Genomic DNA, 18,556 nt, shown 5'->3' with positions numbered 1-18,556 from the left:
GGTCCTTCCGTGCGACCGTCATGACAGCGTGTGCATGATCGACGCCGTATCGTACGCACAGAGTGCGACCCCGAACCGCCCGTGCCGCCCCGGCGTGCCGCCGGGGCGGCACGGGGCGGACATCTGACCTGCCGGCCGCCCGGGGCGAACTCAGCCCTGCGGTCCGAACGCCTTCAGGAAGCGGTCCCGGAACTGGTTCATGGCCCACTCCGGTGCGTTGTCCGCGGGCTTCAGCCCGTCCGTCCAGCCCCACCCGGAGACCCGTGCCAGGACCTTCGGGTCACGGGCGACGATGGTGATCGGCACGTCCCTGCTGGTGTTGCCGCCGCCCGTGACCGTCGGGACGGGCTGGTGGTCGCCGAGGAAGACGAGGACCGTGTTGTCGTCGCCGTAGCGCTGGACCCACTGGGTCAGGCTGTCCACGGAGTACTGGATCGCCTTGCGGTACTCGGTCCGCACACGCTGCGCGCTCTTCCAGACCTCCGAGGGGTTGGTGCCCTCCTTCTTGATCTTGTAGAAGATCCTGCCGTTCCCGAGGTCCTTCCAGTCGATGATGTGAGCGATGGGGGACCAGGGGTTGTGACTGGAGGCCAGGATGATCTCCGCCATGATCGGGTCGCGGTTCTTCTTCCCGTGCTCCAGCTTCTGGAAGGCCTCCAGGCTGAACTGGTCCGGCACCGGCGTCCAGCTGAAGTACGGCCCCTGATAGCCGAGGTGCGTGGAGTCGTAGATGTGGTCGAGGCCGAAGTACTTGCCCTCGGGCCAGGCCTTGCGCACGCCCGGCACGATACCCACCGTGCGCCAGGCGCCGGTCTTCTGGAAGTAGCTGGTCAGGGTCGCGCGGTCACTGGTCGTCAGGGTCCGGTACCGCTCCTGGTTCTTGACCCACAGACCGGACAGGAACGTCGAGTGGGCGAGCCAGCTGCCGGCGCCCGTGACGGGCGACCTGAGCCAGCCGCTCTGGGCCGCGAACCCGGCCGCCTTCAGCCGGGCGTTCCCCTCCTTGAGCGTCGCGTCCGTCTCCGGTGCCATCGCCGGATCGTCGATCGCCACCCGGCCGTAGCTCTCGATGAAGGTGAACAGCACGTCCTTGCCCCGAAGTCCGGTCAGCAGCTGGTCGGACGGCGTGTTGGCGTAGGCGTCGACAACGAGCTGCTTCTTGAAGACGTCGGCGTCCCCCAGCCCCTCGCGGACCCACTCCACGCGGTGCGCCAGGAACTGGCTGTAGCCCCGGGTGGCGAACGGGAGACCGGCGAACTGCACGCTCAGCGTGAAGCAGGTGATCCACACGACGCCCAGGACGAGCGTGGTGCGTACCGCCACCGCACGGTGCCGGGCCATCGCGTTCGCCAGCCGCACCATCGCGAGCGCGCTGAGCACGAGCACGGCGACGACCAGGACGATCACGCCGATCACCGCGAGCACCTCGCCCGCGTGGCCGAACGAGTCCTTCACCCAGTCCGCCGCGTCGGTCAGCAGAACCCAGTCGAAGACCAGGTCGAACGGCCGGGCCAGGGTCTGGTAGAAGCCCACGTCGAGGCACTTCAGAACGGTGGACAGACCGATCAGCGACCCCGAGACGACGGCCGCGACCCGCCGTGCCCTCGACGGCAGTACGAGCAGGAAGATCGCCAGGAAGAGCGCCTCGACGGGAAGGCGGAGGAGGTTCTGGAGAGCGATCCGGTCGAGGCGGTCGGGCACGAGGATCGCCACGTGCACGAACACGGCGGCCAGGACGGTCGTGCCCACCCGCACGAAGGCCGCGGCACGGGGGTGCAGCCGACGCCGCCGGAACCAGCCGGTACGGGCGGAGCCGGCGGCCGGGGCGCCCTGGACGGCTGTCCCGGTGCCCTCCTCGGCCGGGGCGGACCCGGCGGCCCCGGCCCCGGCGCGGTCGTCGACGGCGGGCGGGCCGGCGGACTCCTCGGCCGCCCCGGACGGCTCTCCGCCACCGGTCGCCCCGGCCTCGGCCTCCGTCCCGGGTCCGGGCTCGGGCCCGGCCTCCGGTTCGTCGTCGGTGGACTCCTGGGCCGCCCCGGAGGGCTCTCCGTCACCGGCCGCCTCGGACGGCTCTCCGTCACCGGCCGTCCCGCCCCCGGCCTCCGTCCCGGGCCCGGCCTCCGGTTCGTCGTCCGTCCGGCCTGTGTCCGTCTCGGCGCTCGGCCCGGAGCCGGTTGCCGCCGGTGCGGGTGGTGCCTCCTCCAGCTGGTCCGGGCCGGACGCGTCCGCGTCCGTGTCCAGTCGCTGGCGAGGGGGCGTGAGGTGCGACACCCGTACGTCCTTCCGTGCGAAGCCCCGTGCTGGCATGGCGGACCGGACCCTGCAGGCCACGACCGCCAACCTCGCGTACGGCTTCGCGTCACCCCCCGTTCAACCGCCCGGGTCAACCGCGCGCAAAGAGTACGCCCGGCTTGTCGCCCCTGCCCGCACAGGCGGGCGCTGCCCCCGAAGCCCTGCAGACCGAACCGCCCGCCCGGCGGGAGTCAGCGGTCCGCCGCGACCGCCACCTCCCGCGCCCACCGGTAGTCCGCCTTCCCGCTCGGCGAACGCTGTATCGCCTCCGCGATCACCAGCTGGCGCGGGATCTTGTAGCCGGCGAGACGGGTACGGCAGTACGACTGGACGTCCTCCAGGGAGAGTTGCTGCGCCCCCTCGCGCAACTGCACCACGGCGGCCACATGGCTGCCCCACTTCGCGTCCGGCACCCCGGCCACCAGCGCGTCGTACACGTCCGGATGCGACTTGAGGGCCTGCTCGACTTCCTCCGGGTACACCTTCTCGCCCCCGGTGTTGATGCACTGCGAACCCCGGCCGAGGACGGTGACGACGCCGTCCTCGTCGACCGTCCCCATGTCGCCGAGCAGCACCCAGCGGCGGCCGTCCTTCTCGAAGAACGTCTCAGCGGTTTTCCGCGGGTCGTTGTAGTAGCCGAGCGGTACATGGCCGCTCTGTGCGACCCGGCCGATCTCGCCCGCCGCGACCGGCTCGTGGGTGACCGGATCGACCACCCGGGTACGGGAGTTCACACGGACCCGGAACTCGCTGCCCGCCCCGGAGTCGTTGGTCGCCGTACCGTTGAAGCCGGACTCGGAGGACCCGAAGTTGTTCAGCAGCATGGCGTGCGGGACGAGTTCGGTGAACTGGCGGCGCACGGTCTCGGAGAGGATCGCGCCCGACGAGGAGACGCTGAACATGGAGGAGCAGTCGGTGCCCTTCATCGGCCCTCTCAGGGCGTCGATCAGCGGGCGCAGCATCGCGTCACCGACCAGCGACATGCTGGTGACCTTCTCCTTCTCGACCGTCCGCAGCACCTCCTCGGGCACGAACTTGCGGTGGATCACGACTCGTTGCCCGAAGTTGAAACCGATGAAGGAGGTGAGCGTGGACGTGCCGTGCATCAGCGGGGGAGTGGGGAAGAAGGTGATCCCGCTGCCGCCCGCCGCCACCCGCTCGGCCAGCTCCTCCGGCCGCTGCACCGCCTCACCGGTGGGCGCTCCGCCACCCAGCCCCGCGAAGAACAGGTCCTCCTGACGCCACATCACACCCTTGGGCATCCCGGTCGTGCCGCCGGTGTAGATGATGAACTGGTCGTCCGCGGAACGCGCGGGGAACCCCCGCTCGGGCGACCCGGCCGCCTCGGCCTCGGTGAAGGCGAGGGCCTTGAGCCCCGCGTCCACCGGCTCACCCACCCGCACCAGGTGCCGCAGCTTCGGCGCCCGCGGCAGGGCCGCCGCCACCCGGTCGTCGAACTCCGCGTCGAAGACCAGCGCGACGAGATCCGCGTCCCGGTAGAGGTACACCAGCTCCTCTTCGACGTAGCGGTAGTTCACGTTGACCGGTACGACCCGCGCCTTCAGGCAGCCGAGCACGGTCTGGAGGTACTCGACCCCGTTGTAGAGGTGCAGGCCGAGATGCTCGCCCGGCCGGATGCCGCTGTCGATCAGATGATGGCCGATGCGGTTGGCGGCGGCGTCCAGTTCCGCGTAGGTCAGCCGGCGTTCCGCGCCGGTGCCGGGGTGGTCGAGGTAGACGAGCGCCTCGCGGTCCGCGGCCACGTCTACGACCGACTCGAACAGATCGGCAAGGTTGTACTCCACCGCTCCTCCTGACCCCGGCGACCGTGACGAAGAAAGGCGCACCTGTCCGTTCGCCGGTCATCAGAGCAAAGGGCGCGGCAAGTGGGAAGGGTTCGCGCGAAGAAATCTGACTGTCTGTCAGAAAACCCTTGAAGTGCCTCCCCGGCTACTGCAACCTGTTCTCGTTCTGGTGGAGGGGAGACGATCCCTTTCGGAGGGGAGAGGGTCCATGGGTGGGACGGAACACCTCACCGTGCGGCGCGAGGGCGCCACACTCGTGCTCACGCTCAACAGGCCCGAGGCGAAGAACGCGCTCTCGATCTCCATGCTCGTCGGCCTGTACGACGGCTGGATCGAGGCCGACGAGGACGACGGCGTCCGCTCGATCGTGCTCACCGGGGCCGGGGGTGCCTTCTGCGCCGGGATGGACCTCAAGGCGCTGGCCGGCAAGGGCATGGCGGGGGAGGACCTGCGCGACCGGCTGAAGGCCGACCCCGATCTGCACTGGAAGGCGATGCTCCGCCATCATCGCCCGCGCAAACCGGTGATTGCCGCCGTCGAGGGGTACTGCGTCGCGGGGGGTACCGAGATTCTCCAGGGCACCGACATCCGGGTGGCGGGCGAGTCGGCGACGTTCGGTCTCTTCGAGGTCCGGCGGGGGCTCTTTCCCATCGGGGGTTCCACGGTGCGGCTCCAGCGGCAGATTCCGCGGACGCACGCTCTGGAGATGCTGCTGACCGGGCGGCCCTACACCGCCCGCGAGGCCGCGGACATCGGGCTCGTCGGCCACGTCGTCCCGGACGGCGGCGCCCTTGACAAGGCCCTGGAGATCGCCGAACAGATCAACGCGTGCGGACCGTTGGCGGTCGAGGCGGTCAAGGCGTCCGTGTACGAGACGGCGGAGCTGACGGAGGCGGACGGGCTGGCCGCCGAACTCAAGCGGGGCTGGCCGGTCTTCGACACCGCCGATGCGAAGGAAGGCGCTCGTGCCTTCGCGGAGAAGCGACCGCCTGTCTACAAGCGTGCGTAGCGCAGCGCCGGCCTGGGCCGGTCCGAAAGCCGCGGGCCGGCGGGGCTTGCCGCGCCCACGCGGCGCAAGCCGCACATGTCCGCGCCCCGCGCCCCTGAAGGAAACGGGCGCGGTCATCGACCTTCTCAAGGAGGCAAGGCCCCGATGCCCGAAGTCCTCAAAGCCCCCCTCGTCGTCGAGTTCCCCTTCACCCGTTCCCTCGGCCCCGTCCAGAGCGCCTTCCTCACCGGCCTGCGCGAGCGCGTCGTCCTCGGTGTGAGAACGGCCGACGGCCGCACCCTCGTGCCGCCCGTCGAGTACGACCCGGTCACCGCCGAGGAGATCCGGGACCTCGTCGAGGTCGCCCCCACCGGCACGGTCACCACCTGGGCCTGGAACCACGAACCCCGTCGCGGGCAGCCCCTGGGTACCCCCTTCGCCTGGGTGCTGGTCCAGCTCGACGGCGCCGACACCGCCCTGCTGCACGCCCTCGACGCGCCGGGGCCCGAGGCCGTGCACACCGGCATGCGGGTCCGGGTCCGGTGGGCCGAGGAGCGGTCGGGAGCCATCACGGACATCGCCTGCTTCGAGCCGTACGACGGAGCGGCGGCCGACGTGTCAGGGCACAGCGGCGATTTCGAGGACGCCGTCCACGGCATCGTCGCCCACGCCCGCCTCGACTACGTCTACTCGCCCGGCCGCGCCCAGTCCGCCTACATCAACGCGCTGTCGTCCCGGCGGACCTTCGGCGAGCGCTGCCCCTCCTGCCGGAAGGTGTACGTCCCGCCGAGGGGTGCGTGCCCCACATGTGGGGTGGCCACAACGGAACAGGTCGAGGTGGGTCCCGGCGGCACGGTCACCACCTTCTGCATCGTCAACATCAAGGCGAAGAACCTCGACATCGAGGTGCCCTACGTCTACGCCCACATCGCCCTCGACGGCGCCGGCCTCGCCCTGCACGGCCGGATCGGCGGAATCCCCTACGACCAGGTGCGGATGGGGCTCAGGGTCGAGCCGGTGTGGACCGAGGGAGCCCGCTTCCCCGACCACTACCGGCCGACCGGCGAGCCCGACGCGGACTACGAGACGTACAAGGAGCTGCTGTGACGCGTGACATCGCACTGGTCGCCTTCGCGCAGACCGACCACCGCCGCACCAGCGACGAGCTCTCCGAGGTCGAGATGCTCATGCCGGTGCTGCACGACGTGCTCGGGCAGACCGGCCTGAAGACCGCCGACATCGGCTTCACCTGCTCCGGCTCCAGCGACTACCTGGCCGGCCGCGCCTTCTCCTTCACCCTCGCCCTGGACGGCGTCGGCGCCTGGCCGCCCATCTCCGAGTCGCACGTCGAGATGGACGGCGCGTGGGCCCTGTACGAGGCCTGGACCAAACTGCTCACCGGGGACGCGGACACCGCGCTCGTCTACTCGTACGGCAAGTCCTCACCCGGCTCCGTGCGCGACGTGCTGACCCGCCAGCTCGACCCCTACTACGTGGCCCCCCTCTGGCCGGACTCCGTCGCCCTCGCCGCCCTCCAGGCCCAGGCCCTCATCGACGCGGGGGAGACCGACGAGCCCGCGCTGGCCGCCGTCGGCGCCCGCAGCCGGACGGACGCGCGGACCAACTCCCATGCCCAGCTCAGGGGTTCGGTCCCGCAGGGCGACTACGTCGTACGCCCGCTGCGTACCGGCGACTGCCCGCCCATCGGTGACGGCGCCGCCGCCGTGATCCTCGCGGCGGGGGAGCGGGCCCGGGAGCTGTGCGCCCGGCCCGCCTGGATCCGGGGCATCGACCACCGCATCGAGGCGCACGCTCTGGGCGTGCGTGACCTGACCGACTCGCCGTCCGCGCGGCTCGCCGCCGAGAAGGCCGGTGCCTTCGAACGGCCCGTGGACACCGCCGAACTGCACGCGCCGTTCAGCTCCCAGGAGGTCGTACTGCGCAAGGCGCTGCGGCTCGGCGACGACGTACGCGTGAACCCGTCCGGCGGGGCGCTCGCCGCCAACCCGATCATGGCCGCGGGGCTGATCCGCATCGGCGAGGCCGCCACCCGCATCCACCGCGGCGAGTCCGACCGGGCCCTCGCCCACGCCACCTCCGGGCCCTGTCTGCAGCAGAACCTGGTCGCCGTACTCGAAGGGGATCCGCGATGAGCAAGGAGCCCGTGGCCGTCATAGGGATCGGCCAGACCAAGCACGTGGCGGCCCGGCGGGACGTGTCGATCGCCGGACTCGTCCGCGAGGCGGCCCGACGCGCCCTTGAGGACGCCGAGCTGAGCTGGGCCGACATCGACGCCGTCGTCATCGGCAAGGCGCCCGACTTCTTCGAGGGCGTGATGATGCCCGAGCTGTACCTGGCGGACGCGCTGGGCGCGGTGGGCAAACCCCTGCTGCGGGTCCACACGGCGGGTTCGGTGGGCGGCTCGACCGCGCTCGTCGCGGCCAACCTCGTCGCCGCCCGGGTCCACTCCACCGTGCTGACCCTCGCCTTCGAAAAGCAGTCCGAGTCCAACGCCATGTGGGGGCTCTCCCTGCCCATCCCCTTCCAGCAGCCGCTGCTGGCGGGCGCGGGCGGCTTCTTCGCGCCCCATGTGCGGGCGTACATGCGGCGCAGCGGCGCCCCGGACACCGTCGGCTCGCTGGTCGCCTACAAGGACCGGCGCAACGCGCTCAAGAACCCCTACGCCCACCTCCACGAGCACGACATCACCCTGGAGAAGGTCCAGGCGTCCCCCATGCTGTGGGACCCCATCCGCTACTCGGAGACCTGCCCCTCCTCCGACGGCGCCTGTGCCATGGTCCTCAGCGACCGTGCCGGAGCCGCCCGCTCGGCGAAGCCGCCGGCCTGGATGCTCGGCGGGGCCATGCGCAGCGAACCCACCCTGTTCGCCGGCAAGGACGCGGTGTCGCCGCAGGCCGGGAAGGACTGCGCGGCCGACGTCTACCGGCAGGCGGGGATCGCCGACCCGCGCCGGGACATCGACGCCGTCGAGATGTACGTGCCGTTCTCCTGGTACGAGCCCATGTGGCTGGAGAACCTGGGCTTCGCCGAGGAGGGCGAGGGCTGGAAACTCACCGAATCGGGTGTCACCGAACTCGACGGTGACCTACCCGTCAACATGTCCGGCGGCGTCCTGTCCACCAATCCGATCGGCGCCTCCGGGATGATCCGGTTCGCCGAGGCCGCCCTCCAGGTGCGCGGCCAGGCCGGAGAACACCAGGTGGACGGCGCCCGGAAGGTGCTCGGGCACGCCTACGGCGGCGGTTCCCAGTTCTTCTCGATGTGGCTCGTCGGCGCCATGGCCCCCGACAACTGAAAGGACCCGTTCACGTGGCCTGTTGAGTGCCGGAACCGAAAGCTAGGCTGGCCGCGGACGACGAATTCGAAGAGGAGCACGGACGTGGCCGAGAGCACCATCCAGCAGCAGCGGGCAGCGGGCTGGGACAAGCCGGAGCTGGACCTCAGCGGAGCCGACTGGCAGTCCAGCAGCCGAGGCCTGGGGGATGTCCAGATCGCCTTTGTCGAGGGATTCATCGCGATGCGCAACAGCGGCCGCCCTCAGAGCCCTTCCCTGATCTTCACCCCCGCCGAATGGGGAGCCTTCGTGTCGGGGGCCCGGGAGGGCGAGTTCGACCTGACCTGAGCGCCTTCCCCCGTTCCGGCGGCAGAGAGGTGAACCAGGGGGCTTTCCGCGAGGATTTCCGGACACGTGACCGGCAGCGCCCTCCCGGGGCCGTCGCCTCAGCCAGGCTGGCCCCGGAAAGGGAAGGTCGTATTCCGGAGGTGAGGAACGATGAGCACTGCGCCGGTCATCGCCGCGGCGGACGGTTCCGACGACAGTCTGCGCGCCCTGGACTGGGCCGTCGCGGCGGCCCGGCAGCGGGACGCGCCGCTGCGGGTGGTGCACGTCCGCCAGTACGCCCCCTGGGGGCAGCCCGACGTCCTGGTCGCCGGGGAACCGGACGAGGGGGGCGACCCCGTGCTCGACGAGGTCCGCGACCGGCTGCGCGGCACCGCCGGGCTGACCGTCGAGTACGTCGCCCTGGAGGGCGCCCCGAGCGCGCTGCTGCCCGGACTGGGCGCCGACGCCCAGCTGCTGGTGCTCGGCTCGCGCGGCCGCGGTGGCTTCGCCGGCCTGCTGCTCGGCTCCAACGGCATGGCCGCCGCCCGTGACGCCGCGTGCCCGGTGGTCGTCGTGCCCCGGCCGGGGCGGGAGGTCCGCGAAGAGCTGCGAACGGAACCCGGTCCCCGGGTCGTCGTCGGCCTGGACGTGGACAGCCCCGACGACGCCACCCTCGCTTTCGCCTTCGCGGAGGCCGCCCGGCGCGGCGCCCGGCTCCAGGTGATCGCCGCCTACCCGTGGCCGGTGCGGAGCTGGGCCGCCGCCGGGGGACTCGTCCTGTCCGCCGTCGACCAGCACGAGGTCGAGCAGGAGACCCGGACCCTCGCCGAGGGCTTCCTCGACCCGCACCTCAAGGACCACCCGAACGTGGCGGCCGACGTCCTGGCGCTGCCCGGCGACGCGGCCGGCCGGCTGGTCGCCGCCTCGAAGGACGCCGTCCTGGTCGCCGTCGGCCGCCACCGCCGGCGCCTGCTCGCCCCCGCCCGCATGATGGGCTCGGTCACCCACGCCGTGCTGCTGCACGCGGCCGCCCCCATCGCCGTGGTCCCGCCTTCACCACCGCAGGAGTGATGTCAAGCCCCCTCGGTCAGTTACCGTCAGTAGGGAGCGGATCACCGCCGTGAAGCGTACGCTGAGCTGCCTGCAAGCCACGGTGCGCGCCCGCTCCCCGCGCTCGCGTACCACCGTGGCGGGGGGTGGTCATGGGACAGCGGGTGCTGCGGAACCGGCGGACGCTCTACGAGCGTGACAGCCAGCTCGCGGCCGTCGACGAGGCGCTGGCCGAACTCACCGGCCTCGGGACGGACGGCGCGGCACCGGGCGACCGGCCGCTCGGCGCGCTGCTCGCGTTCGCCGGGCGGGCCGGCATCGGCAAGACGACCCTGCTCGCCGAGGTCCGCCGCCGCGCCGCCGCCCAGGGCTGCACCGTGCTCTCCGCGCGCGGCGGCGAGCAGGAACAGCGCGTCGCCTTCCACGTCGCCCGCCAGCTCCTGCACCCCCGGCTCGCCGGCGCGTCGGAGGCCGAACTCCGCGCCTCGCTGGGCAGCTGGTACGACATCGTCGGCCCCGCCCTCGGCCTGTGCGCCCCGACCGAGGGCGCCCCGCCCGACCAGCAGGGCCTGCGCGACGGACTCGACTGGGTGCTCACCCATCTCGCCGTGCGCCGGGCCCCGATGGTCCTCGTCCTGGACGACGCCCACTGGGCCGACCCCGAATCCCTCGGCTGGCTGGCCGCGTTCGCCCCCCGCGCCGAGCAGCTCCCGCTGCTCGTCGTCGTCGCCTACCGGCCCGACGAACTCCCCGAGCACGCCGACGCGTTCCGTGGCCTGCCCGGACGGGCCGGCGGCCGCCCGCACGGCCTGGAACCGCTCAGCGCCGACGCCGTCGCAGGCCTGGTCCGCGAGAGCCTCGGCGACCACGCCGACGACGCCTTCTGCCACGAGTGCTGGGCCGTCACCGCCGGCAACCCCTTCGAGGCCGTGGAGCTGACCGCCAAGGTCCACGACCGGGGCCTCGACCCCACCGAGGCCGGCGCACCCCTGCTGCGCGACCTGGCCGCCGCCGTCAAGGGCAGCGGGCTGATCGCCCGCCTGGAACGCCTCGGCCCCTCCGCCGTCCGGTTCGCCTGGGCCTGCGCCGTCCTCGGCACCGAGATCCATCCGGCGCTGGCCGCCGCCGTCGCCGGACTCGGCCACGAGGAGGCCGCCGACGCCGCCGACGCCCTGCGCGGCGCCCGCGTCCTCACCGGCGCCGAGCCCCTGGAGTTCGTCCACCCGCTGATCGCCACCGCCGTCTACCGGGCCATCCCGCCCGCCACCCGGGTCGCCCTGCACGGCCAGGCCGCCTGGTGCGTGACCGACGACGGCCAGGGCGCCACCGCCGCCGCCCGCCACCTCCTGGAGACCCATCCCGAAGGCGACACCTGGGTCGTGTGGCAACTGCGCGCCGCCGCAGGCGAGACCCTCCGGGCCGGCGCCCCCGACACCGCCCGCGGCTACCTCGCCCGCGCCCTGCGCGAACCCCCGACCGCCGAGGAGCGCGCCGCCGTCCTCTACGAACTGGGCAGCGCCTCCCTGCTCACCGAACCCGCCACCACCGTCAACCACCTGCGCGCGGCCCTCCAGGAGCCCATCGCCGAGCCCGCGCTGCGCCACCACATCGTCTACCGCCTCTCCCAGGTCCTCGCCCACAGCGACCGCCTCGCCGAGGCGTCCGAGACCCTCGCCCGCGAGATCGCGGTGACCGGCGATGCCCGCGTACGGCTGCGCATGCTCTCCGAACAGTTCATGTGGGACGCCTTCCGCGCCGACGAACCCGACCACCCCTCCCGCTCCCGCCGCCTGGCCCGGCTCGCCGACCGCCTCCGGGGCCGCGACCTCACCGAGCGGTACGTCATCGGGCTGCGCACCTGGGACGCGATCCAGCGCGGCGAACCCGCCGACGTCGCCCTCCACCACGCCGAGCGCGCCCTGGCCGGCGGACTCGGCTGGGCGGAGGCCGACCGCGGGTTCGAGGTTCCCGTCCTCGTCGCCCTCGCCTTCATGTACGCCGACCGGCCCGACCGCACGGAGGAGCTCTTCGCCGCCGGGATCGCCGACTACGAACGCCAGGGCTGGCGCGGCGGCCACCTCTCCTTCGCCTACACCCTCCTCGGATACGTCCGTTACCGGCGCGGCCGGCTCGCCGAGGCCGAGGACCTGGCCCGCTCCGGCCTGCGCCTCGCCGAACGCGTCGGCCCCGGCACGCCGGCCCACTGGTACGCCCTCGGCACCCTGATCCAGAGCCTGCTCGCCCGCGGCCGCACCGGCGAGGCCACCCGCCTCGCCGAGGACCACGCCTTCCGGGAGCCCTTCCCTGCGGCCGTGGTCTTCCCCGACGCCCAGACGGTCTACGGCGAACTGCTCCTCGCCCGTGGCCGCACCGAGGAAGCGGCCGCCCAGCTGGCCTCGGCAGGCCGGCGCCTGGAACCCCGCGGCATCCGCAACCCCTCCTGGTGCCCCTGGCAGCTCCACCTGGCCCGTGCGCAGAGCGACGACGCCCCCGACCGCGCCCTCACCACGGCCCTGGACGCGCTGACCCGCGCCCGCCGCTTCGGCGCCCCGTCCGCGATCGGCCAGGCCCTGCGCACGGCGGCGGAGGTCTCGTCGGGCGAGGCCCGTCTGGCGTACCTGCGCGAGTCGGTGGCCTGCCTGGAGCGCTCCCCGGCCGCCTATGAGCTCGCCTGCGCCCTGGTGACGCTCGGCACGGAACTCCACGACGCAGCCCACCTCCGCAGGGGACTCGAAACCGCCGAGCGGTGCGGGGCGGACGGCTTGGCGGCCAAGGCCCGAACCGAGCTGGCGGCGACGGAAAGGGCGGCTCTGTAGCGACGTCGGCGACGTCGTGCCCGGGCGCGGGGGACGGCGGGGGCGGCTTCGCGGCGGGCGCCGACGACCACGTACCCCGGGGCCGAGGGGCTGATGATGTGCGGCTCCGCCGCGCGGGCGCGACAGGCCACGACGGCGCCGGCACTCGCCGAGCGACCGCCAGAAGTGCCGGCCCCCGCAGAGGCGCCGGCCCCCGTACGACGGCCGGCCGACCCGCACCCGCACTGAGCCGCATCCCACAACCCCGGCCCCGTACCATGGACCGCATGTCGTTCCTCCGCCGCCGCAGCGCCACTCCCGCCGGTCCCGAATTCGACGTACTGGCCATGGACCCGGGTGACTGGCCCGGCAACCTCGGTGCCGGGCTGCTGCCCGCCCCCGACGGCACCTGCCAGGGCGTCTTCCTGCGCTACGACCTCTTCGGCGGCCGCGGCCCCGCGATGATCATCGGCAACCTCCCCGAGGGCTCCCCGGCCCGCGAGGTGGCGGAGGACGAGGTCCCCTTCGAGGTCGGCCAGCTCCTCCTCGCCCTGGAGAACGACGAGGACGTCACCGTCGTCGGTACCGAGGACATGCCGGTCCTGCAGGGCGACAACCTGCTGATCGTGCGCCGGCTCAAGCTCTCCGAGAGCCGGATCTCCTGCGTCCAGTTCGACCGCAGCGACGGCGTCCTGGTGACCATCGCGGCGTGGGACCGCCCGATCACCGACGACCTGTACGCCCTGCTGAAGCCGCTCCCGGCGGAGCTTTTCCAGCAGGGCTGAGGCCGGCCGCCCCCCGTCGGCTACTTCCCGTGGTGCCGTCCGCCCTTCGCGGCCGGCACCACGTCCACGTCGGCCGCCCGCACGAACTCGACCCGGTGGCCGTACTGGATCTCGTAGTACAGGTCGTTGCCCACCACGACCTTGTGCGAGTCGGTGCTGAAGGTGACCGCGTAGTAGTACTCGCCCGGCACCTCGTCACCGGCCACGTACTCCTGGCCCGCGGGGATCGTGTACGGCAGCGGGGAGACCGACTGGGCCGGTACCCCCGAGGGGTACGCGGACGCCTCCGGGTAGGCGCGGCCGTACACCGGGATGCCGGTCCGGCCCGCCTTCGGCGTGATCACCAGCCCGGCCGCCCGCACCGCCGTCGGTGCCGCGGCCGGGTTCCTGAACCAGGCCTTCTGTCCGAGGTACCAGATGGCCGTCCAGTCCCCCCAGGTGTCCGCCACCGCGTACTGCTGGCCGGTGGAGGCCCGGGAGGAGAGGTCGTTCACGTCGGTCGTCGGTGCCGTACCGAGGCCGATGTCCTTGATCAGGGCCGAGTTCTCGTCGTGGTCGGAGTACAGCCGTACCTCGCTGGAACCGTGCGCGGCGCAGGGCTGGCCCTTGCTGACGCAGCCGGTGTACGCCGGCTGGTTCGTGGCGTAGTCCGGCAGGATCGTGACCACACCGCCCGCCGCCACCCGGTGCTTCCTGCCCGCCTTGTGCTTGAAGGGGTGATCCAGCAGCTCGAAGTAGTGCCGCCAGTCCCAGTAGGGGCCCGGGTCGGTGTGCATCCCGGGGATCGTGGACGTGGTCGGGCCGGGCACGGTGTCGTGGCCGAGGATGTGCTGCCGGTCCAGCGGGATGCCGTACCGCTCGGAGAGGTACTTCACCAGCCGGGCCGAGGAGCGGTACATCGCCTCCGTGTACCAGGCGTCCGGCGAGGCGAGGAACCCCTCGTGCTCGATGCCGATCGACTTGGCGTTGATGTACCAGTTGCCCGCGTGCCAGGCCACGTCCTTCGCCTTGACGTGCTGGGCGACCAGACCGTCGGTGGAGCGGATGGTGTAGTTCCACGACACATAGGTCGGGTCCTGGACCAGGTTGATGGTCCCGTCCCAGGAGCCCTCCGTGTCATGGATGACGATGTACTTGATGCTCTGGGAGGCCGGCCGGTCACCTAGGTCGTGGTTGCCGTAGTCGTTGTCCCCGAACTGCGCGTAGGCCGCCGGGATCCACTCGCATGACACCGTTGTCGGGCATTCCGTGCCGTCGTCCGCCGCTGTGCGCAGCCCGGTCAGCTTCAGCTGCGCGGTGTCGGCCCGCAGGCCCGGCTGGGCGGCGAGGGCGACGGACTGTCCCGCGTCGGTGGTGCGCTCCTCGCCCGTGCGGAGGACGTCGAACACGTCGTTGGCGTACGCCGCCGCGGTCGCCGTGTCGTCGGCGCCGGAGAACCGGGCGATCGCGCCGTACCAGCTCGCCGGACCGGCGCTGAGCGGCTGGTGCAGGCCCCGCTGGGCGGCCGCGAGCAGAGCGGCGCCGCCGGCCACGTTGGCCGCCGCGTCGGTGCGCAGGTCCTCGGCCGGGATCCCGGTCAGCGCGGCGGCCTTCGGCAGCGTCGTCAGACGGGCCGGGAGCGCGGAGTTCCGCGGGATTTTCGCGCTGGGGCGCAGGGCGGGGCGGGCGCTGTCGCCGCGGGCGTCCTCGGTGCCGTCGGCGAAATGCTCGGTGGCCGTGGCCAGCGCGGTGTGGGCGTCGGTGAGGTGCATCGGGCCGTAGCCGCCGGTCACGCTGGGCGCGCCGCCGTGCGTGTCCCAGCGCGACTGGAGGTAGGAGACGGCCAGCAGCACGCTCTGCGGCACGTGGTACTCGGCGGATGCGGACGCGAACGCCCGCTGGAGCAGTCCGGCGGACGACTCGCCGGTGTCCGGGGGCGGAGCCGCGCCCAGCAGCGGCAGCAGCAGAGCCGCGGCGGCGACGGCACCGGCCGTCCTGCGCGTACGTCTGCCGCTGTGCGGGGCAGTGGGCTCGGTGACGGATCCTCGCAATGCTGCCTCCTGGGGCGATGGCGCGCGACGGGGCGTGCGGGGCTGAGCGTGGCTCAGTGGTACCGGCTTGCCGGCGATCCGTCAATCATGCCCAGAAAGAGCGGAATTCCCATGTCATCCGATGGTCGTGGGAGTTTCGCGGTGGCGGCCCACCCGCCTGCGGGGCGTCAGTGGCGTACACCAGTGGGGGTCTGTGACACCGCCGGACACGTGAGGATCCGCGGTGCGCGGCTGCCCTGAGCGCACCGCGGATCCTCGCCCCCGTCAGCGAGTGCCGACCGCCGCGCGTACGGCCCGGCGGGCCAGCTGGCAGTCGTCGTGCAGCCGCCGGAGCAGCAGCCGCTGTTCCTCGCCGGTCGGCGCGGCGCTTGCGTGGGCCGTCCCCGGTGCCGCCGGGGGCGCGTCGTGCATCGAACGCTGCACGGCGGTCTCGTACGTCCGGATCTCCCGGGTGAGGACCAGCATCAGGTTCACCAGGAAGGCGTCCCGGGACGCGGGCCCCGCCGCCTGGGCGATCTGGCTGATCTGACGGCGCGCCACCGGCGCGTCGCCGAGGACCGACCAGAGCGTCGCCAAGTCGTACCCCGGCAGATACCAGCCCGCGTGCTCCCAGTCCACCAGCACTGGACCGGCCGGGGACAGCAGGATGTTCGAGAGCAGGGCGTCGCCGTGGCAGAACTGGCCCATTCCCTGGCGGCCCGCCGCGACCGCGATGCCGTGCAGCAGCTTCTGCAGGTCACCCATGTCCCGGTCGGTGAGCAGCCCCAGCTCGTGGTAGCGGGCGATACGGGCCGGATAGTCCACCGGGGCGTCGAAGGTGCCCGCCGGCGGCCGCCACGCGTTCAGCCGGCAGATCGCGCCCAGGGCCGCCCGGGTGTCCGCGCGGGGCGGGGCTTCCGCCGGGTGGCGCTGCACCGCCGCCACCCGGCCGGGCATCCGCTCGATCACCAGCGTGCAGTTGTCCGGATCCGCCGCGATCAGCCTCGGCACCCGGATCGGCGGCCGGTGCCGGACGAACGAGCGGTATGCGGCTATCTCCTGGCGGGACCGCTCCGCCCAGGCGGGGGAGTGGTCCAGTAGACACTTCGCCACGGCCGTGCTGCGCCCCGTCGTCCCGACGAGGATCACCGACCGCCCGGAGCGGCGCAGCACCTGCACCGGAGCGAACTCCGGGCAGATCCGGTGCACCGACGCGATCGCGGTGCGCAGCTGCGCGCCCTGGGGGCCGGAGAGGTCGAGCCTTCCGCTGAGGGGCTGGGTGCCGAGACCCGCGGCGCGCCGTTGCCGGCTCACGACCGGTACGGCGGCGCCTGGACGCGCGGGGTCGAGATAGGGTTCGCTCCCCGCCGGGCGGGGGCGCAGCGACCGGGGCGGAGCGGACACGGAGGACGATGCTGCGTACATGGGCGATACAGATCCCTTCGTGTACCTGCGGTGCCTGCCTGAGAAGTCCTTGAGAGGTTCTCGCGTCCAACCCGTCCCGGCCGCCCGGGCACACCCTGGGGAGTGTGCCCGTCGAGTGGTGACCGGGTCGGGGTGGCGCGTTCCTACCCGACACCCGTCGCCCAGTGGCACACCATCTGGCGCACCCTGGCGAACCGTGGCGAATAGTCGCCCGGCAACCGGCACGGGGCTACTGTCAACTCAGCCGAGAACCTGGGGGCTTGACGTGACCGGAGAACCCAACGCCCGTCTCTCGGACCTGTTCGGCCTGGCCGGCTGGTCCAAGGGCGAACTCGCGAGGCTGGTCAACCGGCAGGCGGCGGCCATGGGCCACCCCCAGCTGGCGACCGACACCTCCCGGGTGCGGCGGTGGATCGACATGGGAGAGATCCCGCGCGATCCCGTGCCGCGGGTGCTGGCGGCTCTGTTCACCGAGCGTCTCGGCCGTGTCGTGACCATCGAGGACCTCGGTCTGGTACGGCACGGGCGTACGGGAAAACGGCCGGACGACGGGAGAGCGGAACATCCCGACGGCATGCCGTGGGCGCCCGAACGAACCGCCGCGGTCCTCACCGAATTCACGGGAATGGACCTCATGCTCAACCGACGCGGCTTGGTGGGCGCGGGTGCCGCGCTCACCGCGGGATCCGTACTCAGCAGCGCCATGTACGAGTGGCTCCACACCGACCCCACACTCAAGGCCGACGCCCCCGTCCTCGACGATCCTCTGCACGCCGACCCCGCTGGGTTCGACCGCTACGAGGCCGCCCCCATCGGATCCGAGGAGATCGAGGAACTGGAGCGCTCCGTCGAGGTGTTCCGCGCCTGGGACGCCGCCCGCGGCGGCGGGCTGCAGCGCAAGGCCGTGGTGGGACAGCTCAACGAAGTGGGCGGCATGCTCGCCTACCGCCACCCCGAGCATCTCCAGCGGCGCCTGTGGGGCGTCGCCGCCAACCTCGCCGTCCTCGCGGGCTGGATGTCGCACGACGTCGGCCTTGAGCCCACGGCCCAGAAGTACTTCGTCATCGCCGCCCACGCGGCCCGTGAGGGCGGCGACCGGCCGCGTGCCGGCGAGGCGCTCTCCCGAGCGGCTCGCCAGATGGTGCACCTCGGCCGGCCCGACGACGCGCTCGACCTGATGAAGCTCGCCAAGTCCGGCTCGGGTGACGAGGTGCTGCCACGCACCCGGGCGATGCTCTGCACCATCGAGGCCTGGGCGCAGGCGTCGATGGGCAAGGGCCAGGCGATGCGCCGCACCCTCGGCCAGGCGGAGGACCTGTTCGTCTCCGACCGGGGCGACGTGCCGCCGCCGAGCTGGATGCAGATGTTCAAGGAAGAGGATCTGTACGGCATGCAGGCCCTCGCCTACCGCACGCTGGCCGAGCACGACCCGGCCGCGGCCGTGCACGCCCAGCACTACGCGGAGAAGGCCCTGGCCCTGAGGATCGACGGCCGGCAGCGGTCGAAGATCTTCGACTTCCTGTCCATGGCCTCCGCCTGCTTCATCGCGGACGACCCCGAGCAGGCGGACCGTTACGCCCGGCTGGCCCTGATGTCGATGGGATCGAACTCCTCCCACCGCACCTGGGACCGGCTGCGCCAGATGTACCGGCTCACCGCCGAGTACGCCGGCTACCCGAGGATCCAGGAGCTGCGGGAGGAGATCAAGCTGGCCCTGCCCAAGGCCCGGAGCAAGGGGAGCAGCAGCAGCGCACAGGCATAGGGGCCCGCGCGCGACACGAGCCG

At 72.5% G+C, this 18,556-nt stretch carries 13 protein-coding genes; 9 read left to right on the top strand and 4 right to left on the bottom strand.

Translation table 11 applies throughout. The features are described 5' to 3' along the window. Positions 1-150: 150 nt before the first annotated feature. Complete coding sequence (locus LQ326_RS24800; protein ID WP_234539827.1) at positions 151-2,271, bottom strand: sulfatase; 2,121 nt, start codon at positions 2,269-2,271, stop codon at positions 151-153. A 212-nt stretch (positions 2,272-2,483) separates the two neighbouring features. Then, a complete protein-coding gene (locus LQ326_RS24795; RefSeq protein WP_234539825.1) occupies positions 2,484-4,097 on the bottom strand; it encodes an acyl-CoA synthetase in 1,614 nt (537 codons plus the stop codon). Between the two features lie 208 nt (positions 4,098-4,305). On the opposite strand from LQ326_RS24795, the gene LQ326_RS24790 reads away from it, so the two are divergent. From LQ326_RS24790 to LQ326_RS24755, 8 genes are all read left to right on the top strand, one after another. Further along, positions 4,306-5,106: a crotonase/enoyl-CoA hydratase family protein gene (locus tag LQ326_RS24790; protein WP_234539823.1), complete on the top strand. Its 801-nt coding sequence runs from the start codon at positions 4,306-4,308 to the stop codon at positions 5,104-5,106. A 144-nt stretch (positions 5,107-5,250) separates the two neighbouring features. After that, entirely contained in the window at positions 5,251-6,192 is a 942-nt protein-coding gene (locus LQ326_RS24785; RefSeq protein ID WP_234539821.1) for a Zn-ribbon domain-containing OB-fold protein, read from the top strand. Beyond that, positions 6,189-7,238: a thiolase family protein gene (locus tag LQ326_RS24780; RefSeq protein ID WP_234539820.1), complete on the top strand. Its 1,050-nt coding sequence runs from the start codon at positions 6,189-6,191 to the stop codon at positions 7,236-7,238. The genes LQ326_RS24785 and LQ326_RS24780 overlap by 4 nt, the downstream gene beginning before the upstream one ends. Then, positions 7,235-8,401, top strand: coding sequence for a thiolase family protein (locus LQ326_RS24775; RefSeq protein WP_234539818.1), 1,167 nt, complete (start codon positions 7,235-7,237; stop codon positions 8,399-8,401). Before LQ326_RS24780 ends, LQ326_RS24775 begins: the two co-directional genes overlap by 4 nt. Positions 8,402-8,485: 84 nt before the next feature. Then, complete coding sequence (locus tag LQ326_RS24770; RefSeq protein WP_181808710.1) at positions 8,486-8,728, top strand: DUF397 domain-containing protein; 243 nt, start codon at positions 8,486-8,488, stop codon at positions 8,726-8,728. A 150-nt stretch (positions 8,729-8,878) separates the two neighbouring features. After that, positions 8,879-9,778: a universal stress protein gene (locus LQ326_RS24765; protein ID WP_234539816.1), complete on the top strand. Its 900-nt coding sequence runs from the start codon at positions 8,879-8,881 to the stop codon at positions 9,776-9,778. A gap of 131 nt (positions 9,779-9,909) precedes the next feature. Further along, positions 9,910-12,573 (top strand): ATP-binding protein, encoded by a 2,664-nt coding sequence (locus LQ326_RS24760; protein ID WP_234539814.1) that lies wholly within the window; start codon positions 9,910-9,912, stop codon positions 12,571-12,573. A 266-nt stretch (positions 12,574-12,839) separates the two neighbouring features. Further along, positions 12,840-13,337 (top strand): glycosyltransferase family protein, encoded by a 498-nt coding sequence (locus LQ326_RS24755; RefSeq protein WP_234539811.1) that lies wholly within the window; start codon positions 12,840-12,842, stop codon positions 13,335-13,337. Positions 13,338-13,357: 20 nt separating this feature from the next. Here LQ326_RS24755 and LQ326_RS24750 read toward each other — a convergent pair whose 3' ends face one another. After that, positions 13,358-15,367, bottom strand: a complete 2,010-nt coding sequence (locus tag LQ326_RS24750) for an N-acetylmuramoyl-L-alanine amidase (RefSeq protein ID WP_234539809.1) — start codon at positions 15,365-15,367, stop codon at positions 13,358-13,360. A gap of 264 nt (positions 15,368-15,631) precedes the next feature. After that, entirely contained in the window at positions 15,632-16,771 is a 1,140-nt protein-coding gene (locus LQ326_RS24745) for an aminoglycoside phosphotransferase family protein (RefSeq protein WP_234539807.1), read from the bottom strand. A 265-nt stretch (positions 16,772-17,036) separates the two neighbouring features. Here LQ326_RS24745 and LQ326_RS24740 point away from each other — a divergent pair, with 265 nt between their 5' ends. After that, on the top strand, positions 17,037-18,533 hold the full coding sequence (locus LQ326_RS24740) for a DNA-binding protein NsdB (RefSeq protein ID WP_181808215.1): 1,497 nt from the start codon (positions 17,037-17,039) through the stop codon (positions 18,531-18,533). Positions 18,534-18,556 lie beyond the last annotated feature (23 nt).

This window comes from Streptomyces shenzhenensis (genome assembly GCF_021462265.1).
In the GTDB taxonomy this organism is placed as follows: Bacteria; Actinomycetota; Actinomycetes; order Streptomycetales; family Streptomycetaceae; genus Streptomyces; species Streptomyces shenzhenensis.
The sequence above is the reverse complement of the archived record's forward strand: the minus strand, read 5'-3'. Positions and strand labels throughout refer to the sequence as shown.